A 12,093-nucleotide genomic window follows, 5' to 3' on the forward strand; every position below is an offset into this window, starting at 1 on the left:
CTCGCGCGCGAAAACGTGGAGTCACGGTCGAAAATCAAACCTGCAGCCGCCCCGCGACGGCCTGTCTCACAAGGTTTTGCGCATCGGTTGAGTTTCTTCGCCATACGGGATGGATTCTCGGCAGGGACAGGGATTATTCAAAGCTGCTGGCTTGGCGGGTAGCGGTGTTCCAATTCATTCTCAGCCAGTTGTCGCCGAGGCGGAACTCGACGGTTTCCGCGGGGAATTGGACTTGCCCGTAAGCGTTGTCGTAGCGCATAGACTCGTGGAGAGGTACCGTCTTGCCGTTTTGTTTGAGGGGGCCGCGCCAACCGAATTCCAGGTGGCCTTGGGACGGGGAGTCGTAGGTTACGTTCAGACCCCGGTATGAAACCCTGGCAGCGGCGATGTGGTCCCTGAACGCCTTGAACGAACCGTCGGTGGCCCTGCGGCCGAGTTCGCAAATATAGAAGTTTTTCCTGCCCTGTACGATGATTTCGCGGTTCTCGTCTATGCCGGGTTTGTCCTGCCAGGTATAGGGGTGTTGCGAGCGGAACGCGAGGTAGCCGTCGCCTTTGCGCGCGAAAAGCCAGCCGTCGCGCTCGATGACCTCGTCGAATTTGTCTTTGGGCACCCACGCGTGCGTGAAGTCGAAATCGTTGGGCATGTAGAGAGCGTGGCCTTCTGCGATATTGTAGACGACGATGGAGACGTTCTTGAGTTGGGCGGCGCGGGGCAGGGTGCTGGAGCCGGCCCAGTAGTTTGGCGTCTCGCTGCGTTGACGATCGCGGGCGGGGTGGGTGGTGAAACACACGGCATCGGGTCCGAGCGTGGCTTGCCAGATGTGTTGCTGATCACCGCCGTAACCTTTGCGGTAATCCTGGGCCGTGCTGAGCATGTAGTTGGGCGTGCGATAGGTGTAGATATCGACTTGCTCGCGGGTATTGCGTTGCAGGTCGTGGCGGAAGACGTGCGCGACGAGCGGCAGCGCGTGCAGACGGCGCGCGTTCTCGAAGAATCGGCGGCGGCGCTGGAAAGGTTCGAAGAAGTCGTTCTGCCACCAGTGGAAGGAATCAAGCATACGGGCGGTGAGGTTGATGGTTCTTGGACAGGTGTAGGCTTCGAGGCTGAGCCAGACCATGCCGTCTTCAAAACTGTCGTAGCCGATTCCCCACGTGCGTCCGTCGCGCACACGGATGCCGATGCGCTGCCGGTTGAGGTATTCGGGGTGCTGCGTGTCGTTGGCGATATCTTCGAGGACGCGCGGCACGCGGTACGAGGTGCTCAGCGCGAGGCACGTTGCGCTCATGTTGGCGCCGGAGAGGACGCCGGCGCCCATCGCGAGATAGCTGACGCAGGAGGTGTTTTCGTCCGCGGCCCATTTTTTCTCGGCCTCGTAGGTGCGCCCGTGGGTGCTCCCAAACACACCGCGATAGGAGTTGAAGGCGATGTCCGCGAAGACCAGATCGATGACCATGCGCGCGCGCTGGGCGATGTCCTGATCGTGGCAGAAGTCGGCGAGGTCGAACAGCGCGGCGAGGTCTTCGTCGTAATAGACGTTGGATAACCATTCGCTGAAGCCGGTGCGGAACCGCAGGTCCAGCCAGCGCAAAATGCGCGGTTTGTTTACGGCCATCATTTCGCGGCCGGTGCGTCCGGAGTTGGTGAATTCCTCATCGCGGTACAACTGGCCCGCGAGGTAGCCCGCGGACGCGAAAAGGATGTGATGGTTTTCGGACCAGGTGCACATGGAATCGATGCCGGGTTCATCGGGCCAGTACTTGAAGTGAAGGACCGTGGTTTTGCATTTCTCGATCACGTCCTCGCTGACGCGCGGGTCGTTTCCGAACTGATAGAGCAGGCGGAGAATGCCGTGGAGCTTGAAGTCGGAGCAGTCGTGGCGCTCATCGATAGATTCGAGTGCGCTGAGGACGGCGTCTTCCTGAAGATTTCCGCCCGCTGCCAGCCGCGCCAATTCGCCGTAGGGGCCGTGGCCGTTGTCTTGGAGGCAGAGCTCCAGGAATGCCTGGCGGCGGGCCTGAAAATCGTGTAGCGCAGAGTCGTCCGCAACTGCGGGGACGGTTAGCGGGAAGAGGATGCACGCGAACAGCAGCGCCGGTCGGACCAGCGGTTTCATGAAACAGGACTGGAGCAACGTCTTACGCAGGGTCATCTAATCCGGGGTTTCCTGTACGGACTCGGCCGCGGTTAACAGAGATAGACTGTTGGCGATTGTGGACTCACTTTCCAAGCTTGTCAAGGCCGCTTTTTCAGCCTGGTTGCCTAAGACTCGTCCCTGTTGCCGGGCAAGAACTATGCGTGTCGGCCCCAATCACCGGATAGGAAAGCCCTTGCTGGAGAGATCTTATTATCTCCATAACGACAAAAACGAACTCACACGGAGACACAGGGAACACGAAGATCGAATCCTCCGAAACAGAATGAGAGAGGAAGCATCATTTTGGATTGCGCGGTGGCGCTTCATCGTGAGACGGGTCCCCGGCCGTTGGAAACAGTGTACGAAGCGGTGCTTGCACGCGATTTGGAGGCCCGGGGTCTGCGCGTGGCACGCCAAGTTCCCATCCCCATCGAGCTCCGCGGGCTCCAATTCGACGAAGGGTTTCGTGCGGAGCTCATCGTGGAGGATACCGTTCTTGTGGAACTCAAATCCGTGGAGAAGGTCTCAAAGGCGCACCACAAGCAGGTGTTGACCTATCTGCTGTTGACGGATATCAGACTCGGCTATCTACTGAACTTTGGCGCGGCTTTGATGAGGGACGGCATTCCCCGCATCATGAACGGGGATGTTGAGCAGATTCCGCTTCGGTGCAGGCACCATTTCTCCCGCGTCCTTTGTGTCTCCGTGTGAGTTTCCCCAATTGTTGTGTTATCCGCGATTTGCGTGTCGGGCCCACGTCTTGAACTCGCCAGCTTGTGTCTACATAATGGCGGACAACTTCCCTGTGGTGGCCGCGAACGAGTCCATACAAGAAGCCTCGGGCAAGCAGAGGAGGCGGAGCTTGACGATGGACCAAGCCGAACTCACGAAGCGCTTACGTTCCGCGTCGGACTTGTACAATCAAGGGAAATGTGTCGAGGCTCTGGCACTTCTGGACACCCTCGAGCAGGCGCTTCCCAACACCCGGGAGATCATGTGGATGCGGGCGCAATGCCTCAGACGTCTCGAAAGGCTGGATGAGACCAGCCAGGTTTGCGGCGCTCTGATTGCACTGTTCGGCGACGAGCGCGCCATCGCCATGAAGGAGGACCTTGTCCGACTGGCGGCGCCCACGGTGATGCATTCCGGTCTTGATGATGCCCCAAGAAAAGGCCATCGCATCCTCGGCATCGACATGGCTCGCTCCCTCGCTATCTTCCTGATGATCATCGAGAACTACAAGAACGCCATGGAGGCCCATGGAGACAGACCCGGCTGGCTGGTCTGGTTCTTCTCGCATATCGAGGGCCGGGCGGCGCCGGCCTTTGTGACGATCATGGGCGCGGGCCTCGTGCTCCTCGCGCATAAGGCCCTGGAATCGGGCGATTCGGCGCTCAGGCGGGACAGCACGTCGCGCATAATCAAGCGAGGGGTGTTTATCGTCTTCTTGGGCGTCTTCAACTACCAGATCTGGCCAGGCGACATTCTTCATTTCTATGGTTTCTACATGGCCCTTTGTGCCTTGTTCCTCTTCAGACCCTCATGGACGCCCCTGGCCGGCGCCGCGGCGGTGATGATCGTGGCTTACATCATCAATCAGGCCTTCGACGCCAGGATCGGATGGGAAAACGGGCATATATGGTACAATGGGTATTTGACGCCCCGCGGCTTCATTCGCAACACCTTTCTGAACGGCTACCATCCGGTCTTCCCCTGGACCGCCTATGCCTTGGTCGGCATGTGGCTCGCACGGAGGCCGATATTCGACAAAGAAGGGCGGCGCCGCTACCTTCTCATCTTCATCCCCATCACATTGCTGCTCGAATTCGCAATGAGTTTCCCCGGCTTCCTGCGCCTTTTCCGCGACCCCGGCACGGGGGTGGCCTTCATAGACGGAATACTGCGGCTCCTCGTAACACGGCCCAGTCTGTTAGTCATGTTGGCGCGCCAGCTGGCCGCTATTTCCGTGATTCTCGTGTGCCTCGAATTGGCGGACCGGTTTCAGGGATCGCGCATCATCGGGGCACTGTCCGCCACCGGCCGCATGTCCCTCACCCACTACCTCGCACACACGCTGCTCGTCTTGGGTCCCATGTTCCTGTTGGGGGTACTGCAGCAAAGCCGGATGACCTCGTTCCTTATGTCCTGCGGGTTCTTTGCTGCCGCGGTCACGTTCTCGGTAGTCTACTCGAGACGGTTCAAACTGGGGCCTCTCGAGGCCCTTATGCGCCGCATCACGGGGTAGAATCGCGTCGCGATTCCTATGCTATCCGCAGTCGCCCTATGCGGCGGCTGTCTTCCCCGTGCGGAGTACGGACATTGAAGGAGCGCTTACCGTGTCTCGCAGTCCTCGGGAAAGTCCTTATTTGGAGAGGGCAGAACCCGTCATCGAGTATTTGCAGGTAGAGAACCGAGGACTCGGCAACAATCCCATCGAGTTGGGCAACGAGGCTTGTCGCGTCGAAGGAAGCATTGCTTGCCGCAATCGCTTCAGCGGTGTGCTCCCCTACTACTGCCGCCAAACCGCCGGATCCGCCCCTCATCGCAACCTGTGGATTGAGAGCGAGCCGCGTCCTGTCATGGAACTGGGAGCCACGAAACGAGTTATCCAACCCGGGCGTTTACGACCGCGACTCAAATCCCGCCCCGAAATCGGCGCTCGACAGACCACTTCAGAATGCTTTGTGGCACGATCCAAGTTCTTTGCATACGGCGGACGGATTCTCAGGAATGACAACTCACACGTGGCGCAGGTCGACGATGGTGCGGCCGTTGCCGAAGAGCTCGCGGAACCGGCGACGGCTGATCGTGAGCTCAACGACCTTTGACGTGTCGCCGGGGTGGGCCTTGTCGAGCGCAGCGACCAAGGCATTGGAATAGAGGCGGTTGGCGTTGTGGAGCTTGGCAGCCTGGGACACGTGACGGCCCCTGCCCGAGCGCCGGTAGACAACGGCCGTTTGTTGGGGAAGGGGACACCCGCTCATGGCGGCGGCGCCGACCGTTGTAGCGGTCACGAGAAACGCGCGCCGGGTCAGTCGCGACTTAGCCATCACAATACTCTCCGCCACACCGTAATCACGGTGACAATCGGCTCAAAAAGGGCGGAGGGACCTTAGCATCCCTGTCGGTTCGTCAGTTCCCTGACGGCCCGTCCTCGAGGAAGACAATCGCTAAGGATCGGTGAATTGCCGCTGCTCTCCACAGACCGGGCCCTCACCTCACGGCTCACCGGAAGACTCCTCGCCTCCCGTCTCAGCGTATAGCTGAACCTCCTCTACCGCATCTTTCAGGTTAGCGCCCAGACCCAAATCTGTCAAGGGAATTCTGCTTCCAGAAGTTCCCCCAGAATTAGCCTGCCTGTTTGTGTAACCCTTTTTGGTATAGCCTTGTGTGTGGGAGCCGTGGTTGCCGTGCCTGAATTTTGGGGGATATTTCGATAGGTTGAAGGGGGCCTCTCTGAGGGTGAGAATTGTTGGTGAAAAGAAGCGCAACTCCCACCCCGGCAAGGAGGCCTGCTCATGAACGGGCGCAGAACTGCCCCGCGCGGTTCAAATCAGAGAGCTGATGCTCGATGATATCCCTCGGGTCAGGTGTCTGTCTGCTGTCAAACTGCACCCCTTCGTTCTCAAGCGGCATCATGGCCGCCGAGTAAAGCGGCAGGCGAAAACAGGAAAACACTTCATAACGCCCACGCAACGGGTACCGGCAGGAAGCCGCGGCGCCCCTTGCTCGCGGCCTCGGAGAGGCCACGAAACCCATGGCGGCGCCCGCGGTCGCCCGCGAGCTGCCTGGGCGCGCGTTTGTCGAGCATTTCGTGAGCATCCGGCTCTGGGAATGACGCCAATTTCGGGTGGCCACAACCGACTGGGAACTGAAACGGCACTTTGAGATAATCTGGGGGCCGGTGGACAGACCCCCGGAAAACCTCAAGGAGTGACCAAGCCATGGATGTGGTTAGATTCAACTTCCCTACGTGCATTCTGTTCGGACCCGGCGCCCGGCGCAAACTGACCGGCCTCCTCCGCGCGGAGGGCAAGTCGCGCCCCCTGTTTATCTCCGACAGGGGCGTGGCCGCGTTAGGCTTCTTCTCAGAACTTGTCACGGACGCGGCCAATGCCGGTTTCGACGCCGGCACCTTTTCCGAGGTGACCGCAAATCCCGCCGCTTCGCAGGTGGCCGCCGGCGCCGAGGTCTGCCGGGCCCACGGCGCGGACGCCGTCGTGCTCGTCGGTGGCGGCGCCGCGCTCGACGTCGGCAAGGCCGTCGCCCTGATGGCCCACCATCCGGGCAACGTCTTCGACTACGAAGACGGAAAACCCGATGCCCTTCCCGTGGACCGTGAAATGCCTTGGATAGTCGCCATCCCGACAACCTCCGGCACGGGAAGCGAAGTTGGTCGGTGCAGCGTCATCTCCGACGACGCGACCCACATCAAACGCATCATCTTCTCGCCCCGTCTCCTGCCGTCGGTCGTCCTCGCAGACCCGGAACTGACTCTGGAGCTGCCGCCCGCGCTCACCGCCGCAACCGGAATAGACGCCCTCTCGCACAACGTGGAGGCGTTTCTGTCGACCGGCTTCCATCCCATGTGCGACGGCATCGCGCTCGAAGCCATCCGCCTCATCGCCGGCAACCTGGTGGCCTGTTATCGCGAACCGAGCAACATCGAAGCCCGCGCCAACATGATGGCCGCGTCCACCATGGGCGCCGTGGCTTTCCAGAAAGGACTGGGCGTCGTGCACTCCTGCGCCCACGCGCTGTCGGCCGTCACCGACATGCACCACGGCCTCGCCAACGGCCTCATGATGGTCCCTGCCATGAAGTTCAACAAAGCCGCCGTGCCCGAGCGCCTGGCCAGGATGGCCTCCGCCGCCGGGACAAAAGCTGTCCCCGGAGCGTTCATCACCTGGATTCAACGGCTGCTGAAAGACCTCGATTTCCCGGAAGGCTTGTCGGGCGCCGGCGTGTCGAAAGAGCAGATACCCGCGCTGGTCGAAACCGCCCTGCAGGACGGGTGCCATACGTCTAACCCGCGACCCGTCGGCCGCAACGATTTCAAGGCCTTGTTCCGCGCCGCGATGTAGCCGCCTTGTCGGTAACCAGCGAACTCAGGGCAGTTCCACGCGCAGATGCATGCTCTTGAGGCGCGTGAGACCCAGCAGGCCGTACCGCGACAGCGTCGCGCCGCGGCCCGTATCCTTCACGCCGCACCACGGCAGCGCCGGATCCAGATAGTCGCACCGGTTCATGTAGAACGTGCCCGTCTCGATCTGTTCGCCGATCCGGATCGCGCGCGCCTCGTCGGTCGTCCAGATCGACGCCGTAAGGCCGTATGCGCTGTCGTTCATCAAACGCACCGCCTCTTCATCCCCGCTTACCGGCAGAATGCCGATCACGGTTCCGAAGCTTTCCTCCTGGATCAGCGACGAGTCCTGGGGCGCCTCGGCTACTACCGCCGGTGCGTAGAACCAGCCTCCGGACGGCTTCTCGAAATCCTCGGGCGAGACCACCAGGCGGCCGCCTGCGGCTACCGCGGCCTTCACCTGTCCGTCGAGAAACGCCGGCACCGCGCGCGCAGCCAGCGGGCCAATGGTCGTTCTGGCATCCATGGGATCGCCCAGAACGTATTCGCGCGTTTTCGCGGCATAGGCCTCCACAAAGTCGTCGTATATCGCCCGTTCCACGTAGATACGCTCGATCGCGCAGCAGGACTGCCCTGCGTTGTAGAACGCCCCGTCCACGCAGTTGTCCACGCTGAATTCGAAGGGGGCGTCCGCGCACACGTACGCGGGGTCTTTTCCGCCCAGTTCGAGCCCCACTTCGATAAACCGGCCGGCCGCGCTCCGGTTGACCTCATGGCCGCCCTTCACGGACCCCGTGAACCCCACGTGGTCGACGCCGGGGTGCTGAATAATGGCCTCCGTTACCGCGTGATCGGCCACGACGGCCTGCACGAGCCCGTCCGGGGCCCCCGCTTCCTTGAAGGCATCTTCGAACGCCTGGGCGCACAGCGGCGTCTTGCTCGAATGCTTTATCAGCACCGCATTGCCCGCGAGCACGGCCGGCACCACTACGTTCACCGCTATCAGCAGCGGGTAATTCCACGCCGCAACGTCGAAAACCACGCCCAGGGGTTCATGACGTATATACCGCTTGAACTTGGGCTTGTCCGGCAGCCATTCGTCGCGCAACGTTTCTTCTGCGATCGACGTCATGTAGGCGGCCCGCTCGATGAGTCCGCCGACCTCGTTGCGGGCCTGTTGGAGGGGTTTCCCCATCTGCGTTGTGATGTCAGACGCGACCTTCTCGCGCATCTTCTCGAACGCCTTGACAAAGGCTTCGCACAAGGCCCTTCGTTCGGCAAACGACGAGCCTCGCCACCCGCAGTAGGCTTGACGCGCGCGCCTCACCACGCCGTCCACTTCTTTTGGCTGCAATAGCGGCAGCGTGAAGGCAATTTCTTCCGTGTACGGATTCGTGACGGTCAGTTCTTTCTTGCTCATGGTTGTTTCCTCGCGATATTCGCCTGTTTTCAGCGCAAACCGGTTATCTTCTCGGAGTCATCCCTCTCGGTCCGCGCCGGCAGCCGCAGTCTCTTTCCTCACCCCGTGATTCCACATCACCGCCATCAGCGCCGCACCTATCACGGAAGCCCCGGCAAACAACAGGAACAGTCCATTCCAACCGAAACTGCTGTTCGCCGTATACGCCACAATGAGCGGAGACAACACCTGCCCCGCGCTGCCCATCCCGTTGATGAATCCCGACGCCATGCCCGCCGCTTTCTCGGAACCAATGTCCATCGCGCCCGCGCCCGTCATCAGGGCGTCCGGACCGTAGGTCATGAATCCGATCAGCGAGATCCCGGTAATGTTCACCACCAGCCCCGTCTTCCCCATCAGAGGATACAGCAAGAACGATACCGCAAGCAGGGCCAGCATGACGCACGCCACCGGGAAACGCCGCGAGCGCATCAGCTTATCCGACACATAACCCGCCGTCACGACGCCGCAGAACCCCGCAATCTCGTAGGCCGTTGATGTGTACCCCGCGTCGCGAACCTGATAGGCGAGCCCCTCGACAAGATACGTCGGCAGCCAGTAGAGAAATGCATAGCGCGTCAGTTTAAGAAAGAAGTACATGGCGCCGGTGATCCAGAGCGGCGCTGAGGACAGTACCGCTTTCCACACCGCCACGGTATCTTCCGTGCGCGCCGTCTCCCCCATATCCGTCGTGACGGGCGCTTCGTCGGCGAAGTCTTCAAACCCCGCGTCGGACGGCCGGTTGCGCGTGAAGACTATGTACGCGAGCGCAATGACCAGCAGCAGCGCGGCGGGCGCGAAAAACCCCCTTCGCCAGGCAAGCTCCGGCAGAAAAGTCTCATGAGTGGACACATAGGTCGCAAACGCCGTCGCAATCACCCCGCCCACGGAGTAGCAGGTGGCCCACCATGCCATCACCACCCCGCGCTCCTTGCGCTGGAACCACGCCGACATGTTCTTGACCGTGCCAGACCAGCCCGTGGACTGCCCGTAGCCGTTCGCCACGTGCAACAACCCGAAGAATATGAGCGAACTGGCCCCGACCCCCATGGCCACATTCGTCGTGACCGAGACCAGCAGGCCAATCCCCAGAATAAGCCGCGGGCCGAATCGGTCCGACAGCAGGCCGTTGGCGAACTGCCCGATCATGTAGATCGCGCTGTAGCCCGTTATCATCCAGGCCAGTTCCGGCTTCGTGTAGCCCAAATCGTCCATGAGCAGGGGCATCACAACGCTCAGATTCTTCCTGCACAGATAAAACCCGGCGTACACAAGCCACGTCAGGAGAAAAATCCGATACCGCCACCAGCGTTGTTCCTGACTCATCCCCTCGGTCATGACCGCTCCTTTACGCGCAGAAAGGACGGAAACGCCAGCCAGGAGAATCCCCCCTCCTCCCCAGCCCGACGTCCCCCAGTATACGGGTGACCACCGCGGGGTTCTCCCGCTTGTCCTCGTGCCGCTGAGAATAGCAGAGCAACGCCTCCGATTCCATTGAACCACGCGATCCGCCCCAAGCCAGTCTCAGGCGCACATAGCACAATGACCAGACGCCCCAACCTTGCCCGTGCCGCCCGACGAGGAGCCGGCTTCCCAACCCGCCCGCAAAACCGCCGTGGAGGGCCATGTTCGAGTCCCTGCCTGCCCCGGGCTCCCTGCGCTGCGCAGGGGTTTTTGTCCTCACCTGTGGAATATGGTAAGGTTCTTGCATTCTAGGAAGGTTCCACGAAGGGAAAGGACCATGAGATGACCAAGCGGCCTGTCGAGGCCATCACCTTCGACTTCTGGGATACCATTGTCGTCGATGATTCCGACGAACCGAAACGCGCCGCGGCGGGGCTTCCCTCGAAATTTCGCGCGCGCCGCGACCTGCTCTTCGAGTTCTTGAACAGGCACGAACCGCTCGACCGCGCCATGACCGATCTGGCCTACAACGTGGCTGACGCCGCGTTCAACAAGGTCTGGCACGATCAGCACTTCACCTGGACCATCGGCGAACGCCTCCGCGTCATGCTGAAAGGCCTGAATCGAACCCTTCCGAACGACGATTTCGCGGAACTCGTGCGCCGTCACGAAGAGATGGAGCTCGAATATCGGCCCGACCCCGTCCCGGGAGTCCATGAGGCTATTCGGACCCTCGCCGGAAAGTACAAGCTCGCGATCGTGTCGGACGCCATCGTGAGCCCCGCGCGGTGTCTTCGTGAACTCCTGCGGGGCATAGGAATTCTGGATTGTTTCAGCGCGTTTGTGTTCTCCGATGAAGCCGGCTGTTCGAAACCCGCACCAGGGGTATTCGTGGCCGCCGCCGAAAAACTCGGCTGTTCGATCCCCGGCATTGTGCACGTGGGCGATCGCGAGCACAACGACGTGGGCGGGCCTCACGCCGTGGGCGCCCGCGCCGTGCTTCTGACCGCCGCAAAGGACCGGGGAAGTGAAAGTTCCAAGGCGGATGCCGTGTGCCGGAGTTTTGCCGATTTGCCGACCGTTATCGAAAGCCTCGAACGCTAAACACAAGGTGAGGATGTGCGCCATGGCCAACAAACCCCGTTTCCTGATACTGGACGGCTACGCAAAGGAATACCGCGACCAATTTGACGAAGTGGGCATGAAACAAGCATGGATCCTCTACCGCGACATGCTGCTGAAGTACCTTCCCGAAGCCGAATACGATGTCTGGTTATCGAGCGACGATACGAAAGGCGGCCCTACCGACGCCGAACTCCCCAACTACGCCGCCATCCTGTGGCCCGGCTGCAACCTGACCTGCTATCACGACAACGAACGGGTCACATGCCAGCTCGACCTTGTCCGCCGCGCCTACGCCGCTGGCGTCCCCGGTTTCGGAACCTGCTGGGGCATCCAGATCGCCGTTTATGTCGCGGGTGGCAGTGTTGAACCCCATCCCAAGGGCCGCGAAATGGGCCTCGCCCGCAACATTCACCTTACCCCCGAGGGGCTGCGCCACCCCTTTTTCGAAGGAAAGCCACCGGTATATTCACACTTCGTCAGCCACGACGACTACATCACTCGGCTCCCCGATTGCGCCGTCTGCCTCGCCGGAAACGAATGGAGCCCCGTCCAGGCCGCTGCCGTGAAATACCTCAACGGCGAGTTCTGGGCCGTCCAGTACCATCCCGAATACGACCTGCACGAAATGGCACGCCTCATCGTCGCCCGCGAGCCGCGTCTCGTCAAGCAAGGCATGTTCCGCGGCCACACCGACCTCATGGAATACGTCGACCGCATCGAGGCGCTCGCGGCCGACCCGGCCCGGACCGATCTCCGCTGGCAACTCGGCATCGACGACCACGTCCTGGACGACTCCATCCGGCAGTGCGAATTCATCAACTGGCTCGATAAGCTGGTGCTCCCCCGCGTGGGCATGCGGCGCAACACATGACCAGCGGCACTTTT

9 protein-coding genes are annotated in these 12,093 nt (G+C 61.2%); 5 read left to right on the forward strand and 4 right to left on the reverse strand.

Annotated elements, in window-relative coordinates; genetic code table 11:
- Nucleotides 1-133: 133 nt before the first annotated feature.
- Nucleotides 134-2,152 (reverse strand): hypothetical protein, encoded by a 2,019-nt coding sequence (locus PLJ71_12105; GenBank protein ID HQM49421.1) that lies wholly within the window; start codon nt 2,150-2,152, stop codon nt 134-136.
- A gap of 282 nt (nt 2,153-2,434) precedes the next feature.
- Here PLJ71_12105 and PLJ71_12110 point away from each other — a divergent pair, with 282 nt between their 5' ends.
- The gene (locus PLJ71_12110) at nt 2,435-2,848 is read left to right on the forward strand and encodes a GxxExxY protein (GenBank protein ID HQM49422.1); all 414 of its coding nucleotides are present in this window, start codon (nt 2,435-2,437) and stop codon (nt 2,846-2,848) included.
- A 157-nt stretch (nt 2,849-3,005) separates the two neighbouring features.
- On the forward strand, nt 3,006-4,382 hold the full coding sequence (locus PLJ71_12115) for a heparan-alpha-glucosaminide N-acetyltransferase domain-containing protein (GenBank protein HQM49423.1): 1,377 nt from the start codon (nt 3,006-3,008) through the stop codon (nt 4,380-4,382).
- A gap of 493 nt (nt 4,383-4,875) precedes the next feature.
- On the opposite strand, the gene PLJ71_12120 is transcribed toward PLJ71_12115, so the two are convergent.
- Nucleotides 4,876-5,187, reverse strand: coding sequence for a twin-arginine translocation signal domain-containing protein (locus tag PLJ71_12120; protein ID HQM49424.1), 312 nt, complete (start codon nt 5,185-5,187; stop codon nt 4,876-4,878).
- A gap of 894 nt (nt 5,188-6,081) precedes the next feature.
- Here PLJ71_12120 and PLJ71_12125 point away from each other — a divergent pair.
- Nucleotides 6,082-7,221: an iron-containing alcohol dehydrogenase gene (locus PLJ71_12125; GenBank protein HQM49425.1), complete on the forward strand. Its 1,140-nt coding sequence runs from the start codon at nt 6,082-6,084 to the stop codon at nt 7,219-7,221.
- A gap of 24 nt (nt 7,222-7,245) precedes the next feature.
- Here the strand turns inward: PLJ71_12125 and PLJ71_12130 are convergent, their stop codons facing one another.
- Nucleotides 7,246-8,640, reverse strand: a complete 1,395-nt coding sequence (locus PLJ71_12130) for an aldehyde dehydrogenase family protein (protein HQM49426.1) — start codon at nt 8,638-8,640, stop codon at nt 7,246-7,248.
- A gap of 57 nt (nt 8,641-8,697) precedes the next feature.
- Nucleotides 8,698-10,017: an MFS transporter gene (locus tag PLJ71_12135; GenBank protein ID HQM49427.1), complete on the reverse strand. Its 1,320-nt coding sequence runs from the start codon at nt 10,015-10,017 to the stop codon at nt 8,698-8,700.
- A 408-nt stretch (nt 10,018-10,425) separates the two neighbouring features.
- Here PLJ71_12135 and PLJ71_12140 point away from each other — a divergent pair, with 408 nt between their 5' ends.
- Both PLJ71_12140 and PLJ71_12145 read left to right on the forward strand, forming a co-directional pair.
- Complete coding sequence (locus PLJ71_12140; GenBank protein ID HQM49428.1) at nt 10,426-11,187, forward strand: HAD family hydrolase; 762 nt, start codon at nt 10,426-10,428, stop codon at nt 11,185-11,187.
- 22 nt (nt 11,188-11,209) lie between these two features.
- A complete protein-coding gene (locus PLJ71_12145) occupies nt 11,210-12,079 on the forward strand; it encodes a gamma-glutamyl-gamma-aminobutyrate hydrolase family protein (GenBank protein ID HQM49429.1) in 870 nt (289 codons plus the stop codon).
- Nucleotides 12,080-12,093 lie beyond the last annotated feature (14 nt).

The sequence above is a fragment of the Candidatus Hydrogenedentota bacterium genome (assembly GCA_035416745.1).
GTDB lineage: Bacteria > Hydrogenedentota > Hydrogenedentia > Hydrogenedentales > SLHB01 > UBA2224.

What these genes read in the sequence shown, in the direction of transcription:
- PLJ71_12105 (HQM49421.1), bottom strand. Translation starts at nt 2,152, where the DNA reads ATGACCCTGCGTAAGACGTTGCTCCAGTCCTGTTTCATGAAACCGCTG.
- PLJ71_12115 (HQM49423.1), top strand. Translation starts at nt 3,006, where the DNA reads ATGGACCAAGCCGAACTCACGAAGCGCTTACGTTCCGCGTCGGACTTG.
- PLJ71_12120 (HQM49424.1), bottom strand. Translation starts at nt 5,187, where the DNA reads ATGGCTAAGTCGCGACTGACCCGGCGCGCGTTTCTCGTGACCGCTACA.
- PLJ71_12125 (HQM49425.1), top strand. Translation starts at nt 6,082, where the DNA reads ATGGATGTGGTTAGATTCAACTTCCCTACGTGCATTCTGTTCGGACCC.
- PLJ71_12130 (HQM49426.1), bottom strand. Translation starts at nt 8,640, where the DNA reads ATGAGCAAGAAAGAACTGACCGTCACGAATCCGTACACGGAAGAAATT.
- PLJ71_12135 (HQM49427.1), bottom strand. Translation starts at nt 10,017, where the DNA reads ATGACCGAGGGGATGAGTCAGGAACAACGCTGGTGGCGGTATCGGATT.
- PLJ71_12140 (HQM49428.1), top strand. Translation starts at nt 10,426, where the DNA reads ATGACCAAGCGGCCTGTCGAGGCCATCACCTTCGACTTCTGGGATACC.
- PLJ71_12145 (HQM49429.1), top strand. Translation starts at nt 11,210, where the DNA reads ATGGCCAACAAACCCCGTTTCCTGATACTGGACGGCTACGCAAAGGAA.